Raw genomic sequence first — 14,998 nt, forward strand, 5'->3', positions numbered from 1 at the left:
CGATTTTTCAGGCTGTTCGCCATTAACCCGAACTCAATCAAAAATCATCAGCATGTCAAAGAACTATTGAATTTCGGCACAATGGCCGCTTGATTATTTATATTTTTTGAACAAACTATTGAATTAGATAAGTCAAACCTCTGTGATTAATTTGCAGAGGTTTTTTTTGTTAAATTCGTGTTCGTTTGGGAGTGAATTTATCCTTTAAAATTGTCGATTATGAAAAAGATACTCAATGTTCATCGGAATAACAACCCTGAAAAATACCAATGTATTGGCTGTTCACCACATAACCCAATTGGAATTAAATTAGAATTTTGGGATGATGGCGAAAACGTTATTGCGAACTGGAGTCCGCGTCCTGAATTTATGGGCTGGGAGAATGTATTACACGGCGGAATTCAGGCTACTTTGCTTGATGAAATTTCAGCTTGGGTTGTTTATACAAAGTGTAAAACGGCAGGAGTTACCGCTGAGATGCAGGTAAAGTACAAAAAACCGGTTTATACCAATCAAGGCGAATTAACAATAAAAGGAAAGTTAGTTGAGATGAATAAGAGATTAGCAATTATACATGCTGAGATCCTGGATCAGAATAGCCTGCTTTGTGCTGAAGCTGATGTTAAGTATTTCATTTTTCCGGAAGAAATTGCCCGTGAAAAATTTCACTACCCCGGAATCGAAGCTTTCTACGAATAATCGTTTTGATTAATTATGCTTCGGCTGGAATATTGAGATTGTTTTTCATCGGTCCCCAAGGTGCTGTAATTTCTGTTGATCCATAGCTACTGATACTATCTTCTTTGTCTTGTTTAATCGTCGGAAGCTGCTCATCACTGTGCTTAATCTCGGGAGTCGGTGTTATTTCAGCAGGAGCAGTAATCGAAACGCTATCCGGAATAAGCGGCTGATTAATTTTCACCTCATGGGTTAGTTTTAAACCTAGTAAATAAAAGACTGATGATGCAAGAATAATTAATTTCATGTGTTTCTATTTTTCAATTTAAGTTCGTGCAATTTCGATACTTAATACTGTCAAAATTACCCTTTTTTACTTCATGTATCCGAAAAATATCGATGAACGACCGATATTTTTCTTTAAAAAATGTTAATAGAGCTTTTAATCGTCTATTTCAATTTCAGAAATTGGTCGATCAAGTCTTCGAATAATTACACGTTGAGGTGGTAATTATCAAGTATTTTCAGGCAAGTAACTGATTTTCATCAGGCGAATTGAGGTCGTGCTCAGGATAAACAATTCCGCAATCGGCTCTCACGCGATCTAAAATTTCGATTAAATCAAGCGATTTTTGGAGAGACATTAAATTGCTTTCGGTTTTACCTTCATCCAAGCATTGCATAACATGTTGTGCCTCGAATTGGTAGCCAGTACCGTTAGTTTGTTCAACCGGAATGTTTAGTTCTTCGTTCATTCCCTCTTCCCAAATGGTCAGCGTAGTAGGCGTAAACCAGCGTTTGTTTAAGCGTAGGTAACCTTTTTCGAACCAAAACTCAGTTTGGGTAGATGAGTAAGCTGCAAACGACGCACTTAAGGATGCCATGGCACCATTTGAATAACTGAAGCTCATCAAAATACTCTCGTCGCAATTGGTAAAACCACATTGGACAAGCGTTTTTATTTGAGAGGGTTTGCCTAAAGCCAGAAGTGAAGCAAATACCGGATAGATACCAATATCAAGCAAAGCACCACCTCCGAGTTCTGGATTATACAAACGTTGTGCTGCATCTTTTGGGGAATTAAAAGCGAAATCGGAACGAACGATCTTTAGTTGGCCTAATCGTTTTGATTCAATGATTTCCATGGCCTTAATAAAGCTGGGTTGAAACCGAGTCCAAAAGGCTTCCATTAAAAAGGTGTTATTGGCTTTTGCACAAGCAATCATTTCTTTTACTTCTGTTGTGTTTATTGCAAATGCTTTTTCGCACAGGGTAGCCTTTTTATGCTGAAGAGAAAGTAGCGCGTGTTGACGGTGATGAGAGTGCGGCGTGGCAATATAAACGATATCAACTTTTGGGTCATTTACCAACTCTTCGTAACTCCCGTAAGCTTTTTCAAAATTAAATTTGGAGGCAAAAAGCTGCGATCGTTCTATGTTTCTCGAAGCGGCAGCATAGAGATTAGCTTGAGGGAGGAGTATTAAATCAGCAGCAAATTTGGATGCTATTTTCCCACAGCCTAAAATTGCCCAGTTGTATCTTTTTGTCATGCTTGCGATCTAAGTAGTGCGAATAATTTAATGTCATGTTTCGAGTCTTTAACAATTAGTGATAGAAGCGAAACCGAAAATATCAAATAGGTCCGTGACCTTAGATGGTTTTGATCGGGGAAAGATACAAAATATTGAATGAATAATTTTTCATCGAATGCCTCGTATTCATACAAAGAATAATTCTTGGTGCAAGTTTTTTCATTAACTTGTGTCAAGTAGGTAGTTTAAAATTGCCGATGGACGAAGAACAGTTAATTCAAGCAATACAGACGGGCGATGAGAGAGCTTTTAAAGAACTGGTAGAAAAATACCAGTTGTTGGTCGTGAACACATGCAAAAGCTTTGTACATAATATGCACGATGCCGAAGATATTAGTCAGGACGTGTTTATTGAGGTATTTAATTCTGCGCACAAATTTCGAGGAGAGTCGAAGCTATCAACCTGGATTTACCGGATTACTGTTAATAAATCATTGAACTTTATCCGCGATCATAAAAAGCAATCACTCTTTCAATCTATTGGGAATACCTTGTTTGGAACGAGTCAATCGTTGGATGTGAGATTAAACAGCTATGCCGACCGACCAGATTTTCAGGCTGAAAACAATGAGCGAAAAGCGAACTTATATCAAGCGATTGATGCACTCCCGGAACGGCAGCGGATTGCCTTTAACTTAAATAAGTTTGAAGATTTGTCGTATCGGGAAATAGCCGATGTAATGCAATTGTCGGTATCTTCGGTGGAGTCACTAATGCATCGGGCAAAACTGAATTTACAGAAGTCGTTGTATGCGTGTTATAAAAATGAAAATTGAATGCAAGTTTTTAACTTGCTTGGTGTCATATTATTAAATGTTTAGACTATGAAGCATCAGCAAATCAGGGATAAGCTAATTTTTTTTCGGGAACAGTCGTTGCCGGAAAATGAAACGAGAATCATTCAGGAGCATCTTGTTCACTGTAAAGAGTGTAGCCTGTTTCTTGATCGATTGAATGAAGATTTTGCTACTATTCAGTCTGAAAAGCTTGTTTCAGCCGATCCCTTCTATTATACCAGATTAAAAGCGAAAATGGAGCAGCATGAACAGTTGGGAGTCACGTCCAGATCATGGGCGCAAGTTGTTGTATTTTCTGTGCTATTGATCTTTGCAATAAGTGGTGGGATCATGCTTGGCAAGAATTTCTCAACTTTAGATTATCAGAACGAAACAGTAACCTCGGAATTGTTGCTTTTTGATGGCGTGAAGCAGGAACCAATTGAACAATTTTTATTGACTGAAGAATGATGATTGCGAAAACAAAAATATTAGCCTGGCTGGTGGTGATTCTGTTAGCTACCAATGTCTCAACAATCTTGTCGTTTGCTTACCACAGATATACTGAGCTAAAACAAGAGTCAAATGAAGAAATGACGCAAATCCCCGGAGAACAACGTACGCGCTATTTTAAAAAACAACTTGGATTGTCCCCTGGTCAGGTTGATCTTTTCAGAGAGGTTAACCGAAGCTATAATCAGCAGGCCCGAGGGATTACTCATGAACTGGAATTCCTCAGAGCAAGCCTTGTTGACGAAATGATACGTGATACTCCTGATCAAAGTCGTTTAAAGGAATTGTCTGTGCAAATTGGGGAGCAGCATGCCCAGTTAAAAACAATAACTTACTCGTTTTACCTTAGTTTAAAGAAGCTTTGTAATGACGAGCAAAAAGAACAGTTAGCTCATATTTTTAGATCGCTGGTATCGGCAGATCAAAATATTCAACTCCCTCAGCGAAACCGAGGAAAACATAAAGGACAATAGAAATTGCTTGGCTTTCCCATTAAGCGGCTTCACAGTTTTTGTGAAGCTTTTTTTTGAAAATAAATGAAATGAAGCGCAAGTATTTTCAGGAAGGTGTGTCTTATTAATAAATATTCAATTAAACATTTGCTTGTAACGTTTTTCAGGGAAAGCCTGTGGAAATAATTAATGATTTTAAAAATTAAAGAGATGAAAATTAAAGTAATGATTTTAAGTGTGCTGCTTGTACTCGCACTTTCAGTAGTTGGAATTAGTCAACCTAAGTCGTCGGGATCGCTCCCATGTATCAATGAAATTTCTAATTTGAGTGACAAGCAGAAAAGCCAGATTACGGAATTGGAAAAAACTCACCAGACGGAGATGAATACCTTTCGAGCAGAACGCAGAGCAACAACTGACTCGGATAAGAAAGATCAGGTTTACAATAAGATGCAGCAAGCAAAGAGCAATCATCGTAGCCAGGTTTTACAAATTCTGAATGAGGACCAAAAGAAAGAATACCTGGCTATTCAGAAATCGGGCAGAGGGCAATTTAGAAATAATTCGGGAAGACAATGTGGTGTCCCCAATGGCAAAGGTTTAGGTCAGGGACGTGGGAGAAAAGGGTCGGGGAACTGCAATGGCAATTTTCTTGGCAATAGAGGACAGGGACGAAATAGAGTGAATAATAATAGATAAAATAGAGGAGACTATAATGAAAAAATTAGCTCATATCTTTTTATTAGTTGGTATTGTATTGACAGCTTGCGAACAGCACGAAATGAGCGGAGCTGAACTATCAGAGCTTTCTTTACTTTCAGTAGGGCTTGATGGGAACACTGATTTATTAATTCATAGTTTGAAGTCAGCTTTGGTTGTTGAACCAACTGAATTAACTGATGCTGAAATCGAAGGTCTCAGATGGATGCGGGAAGAAGAAAAGCTCGCTGGTGATCTTTATGCATTATTCAATGCGGAGTATGCTATGCGGATTTTTGCTAATATTTCGCGCAGTGAGAATACCCATACCAATGCGGTGATTTATTTGCTTGAGCAATTCGAAATTGAAGACCCCGCAGTTGATGCTTCGGGGGTATTTGCGAATGAAACCTTACAAGGGATATATAGTGACCTGAAAGCGGCAGGCGAAGTTTCGCTGTTGGAAGCACTTAAGGTTGGAGCGTACGTTGAGGAGCTGGATATTTTGGACTTAGAACAGCGTTTGGAAGACACTTGTAACGAAGATATCGAGCTAGTGTACGAAAACTTACTACGTGGTTCGCGCAATCATCTGCGTGCATTTACTCGTGTGTTGGCTCAAAACGGGTTTGATTATGAGCCAACATTATTAAGTGACGAATATTATACGGAAACGATAGCTGCAGAAATGGAGCGAGGTCGTGGAGCTGGAAACTGCGCGCTTGGTTACGGCTACGCCAATCGTAAAAATGGCAATGGTGGTTTGAGTGGTGGATCCAGCTCATCTGTTTGTGATCGTATTCCAGCTTCAGGCGGGACGGGGCAATAGAATCGCTATAGGAATCGAAAAAGAGGGAACTAGTAATTTTTGATGAAAAGTCAAAGGGGAAACAATTGAATATTGTTTCCCCTTTTTAATTTACTTTTATTCTATGAGTCTTTTCAGCTCCAGGCTGAAGTAATAAAGTTCCTTTTTATAGAATTGAAAGTAGCTGGTGAGCACATCAATTTTTTCAAGGATAAAATCATTCAATTCTTCATCATTAGAGATCGCTGACAGTCTATCCAGAAATTCCCAACGATGATTCTCAAACCAACTTTCGTTTCGTAATTTTCGTCTACCACCATAATTACTGTAATAATAGACATACACATCCGTAGCGTGTTCTTTTGTCGGTTCCTCTAATAACCGCTTTAAACCACCGCTTAACGATCTCATTAAGAGCCAGTAGCGATTAAATTCCTCGCTATATTCGCAGAGGTATTTCAGATTTTTAACCTTAATATAGAATTCGTGGACTTCGTGCTTAATTAAGTTGGTTTCAAGCTCATCAATTATTTCAGGTGTATGGGTAATAAATTCTTTAACAAATTCATTTTCACTCTGCGGGTACGATGTATCATTACTTACCCGGTGTTCATTGTTAAAGTATTTATAAAACCTCTGAGCTGGAGTCATATTTTCTTGTATTGAGTAGCTAATTTCAGACATTTTGAGCTAATTGTCAATGGGTTATCGGGACGAGTTATTAAACCCTCACTTTTGGTTATCAAGACAGGTTGTACACTGACCGAAATCGATAACTAGTTAACGAGAAAAGGTATGATTTATTTCCTAATAACGACTGCGAGCGTTTAACCTGCTCAAATACATGCGGTTGGAAAAATCAGCACATTGTGGAATGCTAGTGGGTTTCAATTTTGTATAAGACTGGCTGATTATTAGTTGTTTGAAATGAGAAAAGGCAGAGAACTAATAATCTCTGCCTTTCAATATTTAATCGTAGCCTGTGTACTTTCTTTATTGTAGAGGGAAAATTTTCTTTTCCCGGATGTATTCGATCACCTTTTCAGGGTTATTCCCATTTTGAGTAGGATCAAGATTTAGTGCTGCATTTACCGGAGCTTCAAAAGGAATGTCAACTCCTGGAACATACTGGATTGTTTCATCTTCATACAAATCAGGCTTATTCTTTTTACAAAACTCAAGCGACGCATCCATATGAAATAGGTGGAATTGATTTTCACCGATTATTTCACCTACTTGTGTTCGTATCGATTCGTCGGGAGAAATGAACGAGCATATTGTGATAATACCCTGGTCGTTTAATAATCGACAAACTTCTGCTACCCGACGCAAGTGTTCAGCCCGGTCGGTTGGTGAGTAATCCAGTTCTTTTGACAGGCCGGAGCGAACCGAACTTCCATCAAGTAATACAACTGTTGCACCCATGTCAAATAGTTGCTTTTCAAGGCTGAAAGCAAATTCGTTTTTGCCCGATCCATGTAGGCCGGTTACCCAAAGAGTAGCTCCTTTTTGGTTGTATCGTTTCTGATATTCTTTTTGTGCAATTAATCCTTCTCCTTTTCGGATTTGATCGCGGTGTTTGTCACTAATTTTCGAGGGTAAATCATCCGGGCTTAATTTGTCGATGATCATTCCAACTGCAACCGTATTGTTGGTTACCGGGTGAATTAAAACAAATGCTCCAGTATTTTTATTCTTTTTATAAGGGTCGAAAAATAGTGGTTTGTTGGTTGTTAAAACTGCCCGCCCGATCTCATTCAGCTTCAAGTGATCAATTTCTGATTTTTGAAGGTTGTTGACATCAACTTTATATTTGACCTGATCGATACGCGCTTTTGTATTGTTGTTGGCATGCTTAATGAAAAACTGTGTGGTCGGATCCATTGGCGTTTCATCCATCCAAACCAGCATCGTTTCAAAATGGCGCTCAATTCGCGGTAAATTATCAGGGTGCACCAACATATCTCCCCGGGAAATGTCAATTTCATCTTCGAGTGTAACCGTAACAGCTTGTGGCGGAAATGCTTCCTCCAACTCACCATCATATGTAATAATGCTTTTTACCTTTGACTTTTTACGTGAAGGAAGCACCATCACTTCTTCACCTTTGCGAATTACTCCTGATGAAATTCTCGTCGAAAATCCACGGAAGTCGCGGTCGGGACGCAGCACATATTGTACAGGGTAACGCAGGTCGTCAAAATTACGATCGGAACTGATGTGTACCGATTCTAAAAAGTCGAGCATTGACTTTCCTTTGTACCATTCCATTTTGTCGGTTTTGTCGACAACATTATCTCCTTTTAAAGCTGAAATAGGAATGTAGTTAATATCCGGAATGTCCAACTGTGTCACAAAATCTTTATAGTCCGAGCAAATATCATCAAATATCTTCTGATCAAAATTAACCAGGTCCATTTTATTGACAGCCAACACAACGTGCTTAATTCCCAGTAATGAAACTAAAAACGTATGGCGACGTGTTTGAGTAATTACTCCCTTTGTTGCATCGATTAAAATGATTGCCAGGTTTGCAGTTGATGCTCCGGTTACCATGTTGCGCGTATACTGCTCATGCCCCGGGGTATCGGCAATAATAAATTTTCGCCGATTGGTTGAAAAGTAGCGATAAGCAACGTCGATGGTAATTCCCTGTTCTCGTTCGGCTTTTAGCCCGTCAAGTAGCAGGGCGTAGTCAATATCCTCACCGGCATGTCCCACTCGTTTGCTGTCACGCTGCAAAGCTGCCAATTGGTCTTCGTAAAGTCGTTTGCTGTCAAAAAGAAGTCGCCCGATTAAAGTCGATTTTCCATCATCTACTGATCCGGCTGTTAGCAAGCGGAGTAAATCCTTTTTTTCGTCCTGATCAAGAAATGCCTTTATATCCATGTGTCGTGTAATCTTCAATTAATAATTCAAAGTCGAATGTTGATTGTGGTGGTTTAGAAATAGCCTTCGCGTTTTTTCTGTTCCATACTTCCTTCCTGGTCAAAGTCAATAACCCGGGTTGTACGTTCCGAAACAGTCACAGTCATCATTTCTTCAACAATTTTTTCAATGTTGTCTGCTTCCGATTCAACAGCTCCGGTAAGAGGGTAACAACCCAGCGTACGAAAACGTACTTCTTTCATTTCGGCCTTGTCTGCTAACTCTTTTGGCATGCGCTCATCATCTGCCATAATCAGGTTGCCGTCAACTTCTACGATTGGGCGTTTTTTGGAATAATAAAGTGGAACGATTGGAATGTTTTCCAGTCTGATGTATTGCCATACGTCTAATTCGGTCCAGTTTGAAATGGGGAAAACCCTGATTGACTCGCCTTTGTGTACTTTGGCATTGTAGATATTCCAAAGCTCCGGACGTTGATTTTTAGGATCCCATTGGTGAAATTTATCACGAAAAGAGAAAATACGCTCTTTGGCTCTTGATTTTTCTTCATCACGACGAGCTCCTCCAAAAGCAGCATCGAACTTATACTTGGACAAACCTTCGAGCAAAGCCTGCGTTTTCATGACGTCGGTGTGCACCTTACTTCCATGGGTAAATGGCCCAACACCACTTTCAAATCCTTCTTTGTTGTGATGTACGATTAAGTCCCAACCATTTTCTTTGGCGTAATTATCGCGGAACTCAATCATCTCTTTGAATTTCCATTTCGAATCAATGTGCATCAATGGAAATGGAACTTTACCGGGGTAAAAGGCTTTTTCAGCCAAACGAACCATAACGGATGAGTCTTTCCCGATCGAATATAGCATAACGGGATTTTCAAACTCGGCTGCCACCTCACGGATAATGTGAATAGCTTCAGCTTCTAATTCACGTAAATGGGTCAGATTATATTTATTCATGATATCAATTTTTCAAGCGCATTTGCACGAGCAAGACTGTAAAAAATAATTAGGGTGCAAAAATAAGGTATTCTGACCGAAGTTTAATGAGTATTAACTCTTATTGTCCTTATTTAGAATGGCCAAATCATTGGAATGAGGGTGACAGATATAATAAACGCGATCAGATTCAAGGGTAATCCTACTTTGGTGTAGTCGCCAAATTTATAGTTTCCAAGTCCCTGAACCAGGAGGTTTGTTTGGTAACCGATTGGAGATGAGAAACTTGCTGACGCTGCAATGCAGATTGCAATAAAGAATGGCTTTGGATCTACTCCCATTTGAGTTGCGGCTGAAAAGGCAATCGGAAAAACCAGAGCTGCGGCAGCGTTATTTGTTATAATCTCGGTGAAAACTGTTGTAATTAAATAGATTGTGATCAGTACGCCAATCGGCCCAAATGATTTTGAAAAATTGATCGCGGTTGTTGCAATACTGTCCGCTGCTCCAGAATTTTGTAAGGCTTTACTTAATCCAAAAGCACAGGCAATGGTTATTAACACATCCCACGAAATTGCTTTGGTATATTTCCGGTTTGGAAGAATATTAATCCAGGCCATCAAAACGGCAACGATAGCCGCAAAGTAAAACATGTCCAATTTATTCCCGCCAACTTCGGGTAAATAGCGACCAATCGTCGCACCAACAATCATTAGTAAAACGAGTAATAATGCGAGTAGTCGTTGTCCTTTGTATCGTGGCGGGGGAATTTCCCCAATAAAAGAGGTCAGGTAAAATCCGGTAGATTCGCCCCAGTTTTTTATGAAATTTTCGTTTGTTAGAAGTACCAGGCTGTCACCTGCTTTCATCCGGAAATCTCCAACATTTGTTGATATGGTTTCTCCATTTCTATAGACTGCTAATACTTCGGCTTGGTAGTGGTTTAAAAAGTCAAATTGGTCAACTGTTTGATTAATCCCGGGAAAACGGGGAGCAATAACAGCTTCAATTTGTTTGATGTCGGTGCTTTTATAAAATTTACCAAATCCTTTAAGAGCTTTGAATTCTAATTTACGCTGAGGAATAAGGTTTTCAAGTATTTCAGACTTTACAGCAATAACAAGCTTATCATCCTGATGAAGGATATATTTTCCTTTGCGGGCATCAATAATTTCATGATCTCTTTCAATCGAATGGATAATGATATTTTTTAATTGATGCGTACGTCCATTATTAATTTCTTCGCCAGCAAGTGAGCTGTTGGGTGGGAGAGTCGCATCTAAAAAATACTCTTTGTAATCCAGGCTATCTCTTTTATTGTTGTTTTTTTTGCCCGGAAGCAGTCGATGTCCAATGAATGCCAAATAAATAAAACCGGTCAGGGCGATCCAGATGCCCACTTTCCCTAGTTCAAACATAAACAATCCATCAAACCCGTTTTCAAGCATTAGGCCGTGCACAACCAGATTTGTAGATGTTCCGATTAAGGTACAAATACCACCTAGAATAGTCGCATACGACAGAGGTATCAGAAACTTCTGAGGAGAAAGGTTCATTTTTTCTGCCCAGTTTTTTATCATCGGAGCAAAAATGATGACTACCGGCGTGTTGTTTAAGAAGGCTGAAATGAAAGAAACAGGAATCAAAATTTTAGTCAATGTGATGGGCATTTTACCTCTTCTTTTTGGTAGAAATGCACGGGCAACAATATTCAATGCCCCGGTTTGTCGAACTCCTTCACTAACCAAAAACAGGACAGCCACCGTGAGCATCCCTTTGTTTGAAAAGCCCGCAAGGCTCTCCTGGGTGGTGACAACTCCTGCCGACATTAACACGACAAGTGCTGAAAAGAGCAGCAGTCCTGGACGCATCCAATCGTTAATCAGTGCAATTATCATGACCACAATAACTGCAATAACAAAATAGCCTTCAAAAGTCATCAATGGTGATTTTTGAAACAAAAGTAAGTTTATTTACCTAACCACCTATGGAGTGAAATACTTAATTTAAAAGGAAACCTAGGTGAAGAAAAAAATACTGTTATAATTTACTCATTCCCTTAAAGTTGCCTGTTTTGTTGGCTGTGTGTGCTTTTTTTATTGATATTTTCTTTTGTCGTTTAGGTTGAAAAACATATTTTTGCACCGCCTTTAAACAAAAAGGCAACATACAGGATGACTCAGTAGCTCAGCTGGTAGAGCACATCCCTTTTAAGGATGGGGTCCTGGGTTCGAACCCCAGCTGAGTCACCAATTAAGAAATCAAAAAGACTTAAAAGCGCTTAAATCATAGGTTTAGGCGCTTTTTTATTTTGCGACAGACACCAAAATATGCACCAAATCGCAAAATAAACGAGACCATATCGAGACCTATCGTCAGAAAACCTTAAATAGGTCTCGGTAATCGACGTAGTTTTCTGATGATCAATTCATTTTGAATTATTTTGTTTCGTTTTGATGCTAGGAAATGAGACCCCAGCGGGATTAGTTTTAAGCATGGAAACGAGACCATTTTAAAACCAAAAAATGAGTTGATTTATGCGAATTACTGTAAGTTTTTCTTTAAAGAGGTCAAAGTCCCGTGCAGACGGGAAATGCCCGGTTTATGTCCGGTGCACGATGAATGGCCAACGTTTCGAATTATCTACTGGAATTTTTATTATCCAGGAATCCTGGGATGATGGAATGCAAAAGGTGATTGGAAGAACAGAAGAAGCAAAAATTCTAAACAACCGGTTGGATAAAATTGGTTCACGCGTGCAGGATGTGTACAATCAGTTGGAATCTAAAGGAAATCCCTTTTCCGTATTTCATGTAAAAAGCAGATTGCAAGGAGTGAGCGACGAAAAAGGAGTGATTGAAATCCTGGACAACATTATTAAAGGTATAGAGGCACGGGTTGGAAATGATTATTCAGAAGGAACATTGAAACACTACAAAACCAGCAGGGAGCGGCTGGCACATTTTTTCAAGATCAAACTTAGGAAAAATGACTTCCCTCTATCAATGGTTGACTACAGCTTTTTGAATTCATTTGACCTCTATCTTAAAACTGAGCACCGGCTAAAGCCGAACACTGTCCTCACCTATCATAAGCATTTGAAGAAGGTTCTAAATACGGCCATCGCCATGAATTTGCTTTCCCATAATCCATACAGTTCATTCAAAGTTAGCCGCAATGAAACTCACAGGGATTACCTGACAATCCAGGAACTGGAAAAAATCAAAAGTAAGGAGATCAACACACTCAGAATGGAGATTATCCGGGATGTATTCGTTTTTGCATGTTATACAGGGCTGGGGTATGCAGAACTCATTGAGCTTAGCCACAGCCATATTCATCAAGGGAATGACGGTGGCAAATGGATCATCATTGATCGGAATAAGACCAATATCCGGTGTCAGATTCCTTTATTACCCCAAGCCAAAGCCATATTGGGGAAATATGGTAATTTCCCTGAGAACAAAAATAAAGGAAAGCTGCTCCCTGTGCGCTCAAATCAAAAGATGAATGAATACCTAAAAGAATTAGCAGAAATTTGCGGGATAAAAAAGAAATTATCCATGCATGTGGCTCGCCATACTTTTGCCACAACGGTTACTTTAGCTAATGGAGTTCCTATTGAGACTGTTTCAAAGATGTTGGGACATACTTCGTTAAAAACGACTCAAATCTATGCAAGGATTGTGGATTCGAAGATTAGTAAGGATATGGAAAGACTAACTAGGGTTTTTAAATAAATCCCCTAGTAGATGCAAATTCCAATTATTATTCAAAAAGCGATATATTTGCAAACTACATTTTTTATAGCCTTGAAAAATTTAAAATCAAATAAGGAGCTTCTGATACTCATTCAAAAGGATGACAGGGTTGCTTTTTTCCACATTTATGAAAGGTACTATAATAGACTATATGGGTTTGTCCTAAAATATGTGAAACAGAAAGAAGATACAGAAGAAATTGTTCAGGAGGTTTTTGTGAAAATTTGGGAATCTCGAAGTAAAATTGACGCATATTCTTCGTTCGAATCATTTCTGTTTACCGTAGCTTACAATGCCACAATGAATATGCTGCGCAAGAAAGCTAATGAGAAGAAATATATTGAGTATATTAAATCATTGCAGCGCACCCATGATTCACCTGATTTAATCGATGAAATCCACTTTAATGAATTGAATAGTAAAGTACAATCGCTACTGAATGAATTGACTCCCCGTCAGAAAGAAATATTTCAGTTAAGTCGTGAACAAGGACTATCACATGATGAAATAGCCATTAAACTGAATATTTCGGTTAATACAGTAAAAAAACACATAGCAAATACACTTGCTTTTCTAAAATCTAAAATTGATAATGGACAGGCAATCAGTCTGTTATTTGTTTTCTTGTTTTTGAATTAAAAAAAAGTCACTTTTTACATACTTCGATTAGCCAGATTAAGTGTATAACTTTTAGAAACTTCAAAGAAGAAGTTTAATTTTGGTTTAAGCAGGTCGGTTAATTTATTGCCTTTCAAAGAATTTTGGAAGGTGTATTCAGATAAGAATGAAAAAAGAATTACTTATAAAATTTTTAAACAATCATTGCACAGATGCCGAAGTCGATGAGGTGTATAGTTGGATAAGGACTAATGCATTAAATGAAGAAGATACGAGATGGAGCATTGAGGTATGGAACTCCCACCAGGAGACCAACGATATATATGATGATGACTTTTATGCAATTTTTGATAAAATCCAGAAAAAAATAGATGATAACAATTCAAATAGCAATGGGAGAGAAAGCAAATCACTAAAATTATTTGTTCCACCAAATTGGTTGACAAAAGCTGCAGCTATTTTGCTAATACCAGTACTTACCATCTTACTTTATACTCTTTCTGAGAAAAGAATTGAATCTGATAAATATGCTAAACTTGCCGTTGATTCTCTAGAAGTTATTGCTCCATTTGGATCACAAACTGTAGTACAGCTATCTGATGGCTCAGAGGTGCAGTTAAATTATGGTAGCAAAATTAAATATCCGTATTTTTTTTCAAGTAACACACGGGAAGTAACTCTTACCGGTGAGGGCTTCTTTAAAGTCGCACATAATCCTGAAAAGCCGTTTATCGTAAAAGCTGGGAACTTAAACGTAAAAGCGGTTGGAACGACTTTCAATGTCTTAGCTTATCCTGATAATAATTTTATTGAAACTACGCTTGTTACCGGAAAGGTTATTTTGGAGCAAGAAAAGAAGGATGGGAAAACTGAAACGATTGGCACAATGAAACCCGGCTTGCATGTAAACTATAATTTGCTGAATGGATCAATTTCGAGTACTGACGGTAACATTGAAAAGTACATTTCATGGACTGAAGGCAAGCTAATCTTCATAGATACACCTATACTTCAGGTTACTGATAGACTGAGTCGAATGTTTAATGTTGATTTCGAAGTTAAAGATGAAATAAAGAATTATACATATACGGTCACCTTTACGGGTGATCCCCTAGACCAGATCTTAGACCTGATGGCTTTAGCAACTCCAATAGATTATAAAATATTACCCCGAAAAAAGTTACCGGATGGTTCGTACTCAAAGCAAAAAGTAATATTGGAAAAACGATAATAAAATTAAAACCTAACTAAAAGTGATTTGCCTATGATAT

General features: G+C 38.5%; 15 protein-coding genes and 1 tRNA gene. 10 read left to right on the top strand and 6 right to left on the bottom strand.

The features are described from left to right. Positions 1-219 precede the first annotated feature (219 nt). Complete coding sequence (locus tag GR929_RS00005; protein WP_159516866.1) at positions 220-699, top strand: PaaI family thioesterase; 480 nt, start codon at positions 220-222, stop codon at positions 697-699. Positions 700-712: 13 nt separating this feature from the next. Here the strand turns inward: GR929_RS00005 and GR929_RS00010 are convergent, their stop codons facing one another. Both GR929_RS00010 and GR929_RS00015 read right to left on the bottom strand, forming a co-directional pair. Continuing rightward, positions 713-985 (bottom strand): hypothetical protein, encoded by a 273-nt coding sequence (locus GR929_RS00010; protein WP_159516867.1) that lies wholly within the window; start codon positions 983-985, stop codon positions 713-715. Between the two features lie 217 nt (positions 986-1,202). Beyond that, positions 1,203-2,228, bottom strand: a complete 1,026-nt coding sequence (locus GR929_RS00015) for a Gfo/Idh/MocA family protein (RefSeq protein ID WP_159516868.1) — start codon at positions 2,226-2,228, stop codon at positions 1,203-1,205. 239 nt (positions 2,229-2,467) lie between these two features. Here GR929_RS00015 and GR929_RS00020 point away from each other — a divergent pair, with 239 nt between their 5' ends. From GR929_RS00020 to GR929_RS00040, 5 genes are all read left to right on the top strand, one after another. Further along, entirely contained in the window at positions 2,468-3,046 is a 579-nt protein-coding gene (locus tag GR929_RS00020) for an RNA polymerase sigma factor (protein WP_159516869.1), read from the top strand. 48 nt (positions 3,047-3,094) lie between these two features. Then, positions 3,095-3,517: an anti-sigma factor gene (locus tag GR929_RS00025; protein ID WP_159516870.1), complete on the top strand. Its 423-nt coding sequence runs from the start codon at positions 3,095-3,097 to the stop codon at positions 3,515-3,517. Next, entirely contained in the window at positions 3,514-4,032 is a 519-nt protein-coding gene (locus GR929_RS00030; protein WP_159516871.1) for a periplasmic heavy metal sensor, read from the top strand. The genes GR929_RS00025 and GR929_RS00030 overlap by 4 nt, the downstream gene beginning before the upstream one ends. Before the next feature lie 189 nt (positions 4,033-4,221). Next, entirely contained in the window at positions 4,222-4,710 is a 489-nt protein-coding gene (locus GR929_RS00035; protein ID WP_159516872.1) for a hypothetical protein, read from the top strand. A gap of 16 nt (positions 4,711-4,726) precedes the next feature. Then, on the top strand, positions 4,727-5,539 hold the full coding sequence (locus GR929_RS00040; RefSeq protein ID WP_159516873.1) for a DUF2202 domain-containing protein: 813 nt from the start codon (positions 4,727-4,729) through the stop codon (positions 5,537-5,539). A 96-nt stretch (positions 5,540-5,635) separates the two neighbouring features. On the opposite strand, the gene GR929_RS00045 is transcribed toward GR929_RS00040, so the two are convergent. The 4 genes from GR929_RS00045 to GR929_RS00060 all read right to left on the bottom strand — a co-directional run bounded on the left by GR929_RS00045 (position 5,636) and on the right by GR929_RS00060 (position 11,288). After that, positions 5,636-6,169: a hypothetical protein gene (locus GR929_RS00045; RefSeq protein WP_159516874.1), complete on the bottom strand. Its 534-nt coding sequence runs from the start codon at positions 6,167-6,169 to the stop codon at positions 5,636-5,638. Between the two features lie 342 nt (positions 6,170-6,511). Beyond that, the gene (cysN, locus tag GR929_RS00050; RefSeq protein ID WP_159516875.1) at positions 6,512-8,407 is read right to left on the bottom strand and encodes a sulfate adenylyltransferase subunit CysN; all 1,896 of its coding nucleotides are present in this window, start codon (positions 8,405-8,407) and stop codon (positions 6,512-6,514) included. A gap of 53 nt (positions 8,408-8,460) precedes the next feature. Then, on the bottom strand, positions 8,461-9,369 hold the full coding sequence (gene cysD, locus GR929_RS00055; protein WP_159516876.1) for a sulfate adenylyltransferase subunit CysD: 909 nt from the start codon (positions 9,367-9,369) through the stop codon (positions 8,461-8,463). Between the two features lie 113 nt (positions 9,370-9,482). Then, the gene (locus GR929_RS00060; protein ID WP_159516877.1) at positions 9,483-11,288 is read right to left on the bottom strand and encodes an SLC13 family permease; all 1,806 of its coding nucleotides are present in this window, start codon (positions 11,286-11,288) and stop codon (positions 9,483-9,485) included. 236 nt (positions 11,289-11,524) lie between these two features. Between GR929_RS00060 and GR929_RS00065 the strand changes: the two genes are divergently transcribed. The 4 genes from GR929_RS00065 to GR929_RS00080 all read left to right on the top strand — a co-directional run bounded on the left by GR929_RS00065 (position 11,525) and on the right by GR929_RS00080 (position 14,958). After that, a tRNA-Lys gene (locus tag GR929_RS00065) sits at positions 11,525-11,600 on the top strand. Positions 11,601-11,885: 285 nt separating this feature from the next. Further along, positions 11,886-13,088, top strand: a complete 1,203-nt coding sequence (locus GR929_RS00070) for a site-specific integrase (protein ID WP_159516878.1) — start codon at positions 11,886-11,888, stop codon at positions 13,086-13,088. Positions 13,089-13,100: 12 nt separating this feature from the next. Further along, positions 13,101-13,748, top strand: coding sequence for an RNA polymerase sigma factor (locus GR929_RS00075; protein WP_159516879.1), 648 nt, complete (start codon positions 13,101-13,103; stop codon positions 13,746-13,748). Positions 13,749-13,893: 145 nt separating this feature from the next. After that, positions 13,894-14,958 (top strand): FecR family protein, encoded by a 1,065-nt coding sequence (locus tag GR929_RS00080; RefSeq protein WP_159516880.1) that lies wholly within the window; start codon positions 13,894-13,896, stop codon positions 14,956-14,958. The last annotated feature ends 40 nt before the right edge of the window (positions 14,959-14,998 follow it).

The organism is Sunxiuqinia indica (assembly GCF_009847015.1).
Classification (GTDB): Bacteria; Bacteroidota; Bacteroidia; order Bacteroidales; family Prolixibacteraceae; genus Sunxiuqinia; species Sunxiuqinia indica.

Coding starts and splice junctions, on each gene's coding strand:
- cysN (WP_159516875.1), bottom strand. CDS start 8,407: ATGGATATAAAGGCATTTCTTGATCAGGACGAAAAAAAGGATTTACTC.
- GR929_RS00075 (WP_159516879.1), top strand. CDS start 13,101: ATGCAAATTCCAATTATTATTCAAAAAGCGATATATTTGCAAACTACA.
- GR929_RS00030 (WP_159516871.1), top strand. CDS start 3,514: ATGATGATTGCGAAAACAAAAATATTAGCCTGGCTGGTGGTGATTCTG.
- GR929_RS00035 (WP_159516872.1), top strand. CDS start 4,222: ATGAAAATTAAAGTAATGATTTTAAGTGTGCTGCTTGTACTCGCACTT.
- GR929_RS00060 (WP_159516877.1), bottom strand. CDS start 11,288: ATGACTTTTGAAGGCTATTTTGTTATTGCAGTTATTGTGGTCATGATA.
- GR929_RS00080 (WP_159516880.1), top strand. CDS start 13,894: ATGAAAAAAGAATTACTTATAAAATTTTTAAACAATCATTGCACAGAT.
- GR929_RS00025 (WP_159516870.1), top strand. CDS start 3,095: ATGAAGCATCAGCAAATCAGGGATAAGCTAATTTTTTTTCGGGAACAG.
- GR929_RS00040 (WP_159516873.1), top strand. CDS start 4,727: ATGAAAAAATTAGCTCATATCTTTTTATTAGTTGGTATTGTATTGACA.
- GR929_RS00010 (WP_159516867.1), bottom strand. CDS start 985: ATGAAATTAATTATTCTTGCATCATCAGTCTTTTATTTACTAGGTTTA.
- cysD (WP_159516876.1), bottom strand. CDS start 9,369: ATGAATAAATATAATCTGACCCATTTACGTGAATTAGAAGCTGAAGCT.
- GR929_RS00015 (WP_159516868.1), bottom strand. CDS start 2,228: ATGACAAAAAGATACAACTGGGCAATTTTAGGCTGTGGGAAAATAGCA.
- GR929_RS00045 (WP_159516874.1), bottom strand. CDS start 6,169: ATGACTCCAGCTCAGAGGTTTTATAAATACTTTAACAATGAACACCGG.
- GR929_RS00070 (WP_159516878.1), top strand. CDS start 11,886: ATGCGAATTACTGTAAGTTTTTCTTTAAAGAGGTCAAAGTCCCGTGCA.
- GR929_RS00020 (WP_159516869.1), top strand. CDS start 2,468: ATGGACGAAGAACAGTTAATTCAAGCAATACAGACGGGCGATGAGAGA.
- GR929_RS00005 (WP_159516866.1), top strand. CDS start 220: ATGAAAAAGATACTCAATGTTCATCGGAATAACAACCCTGAAAAATAC.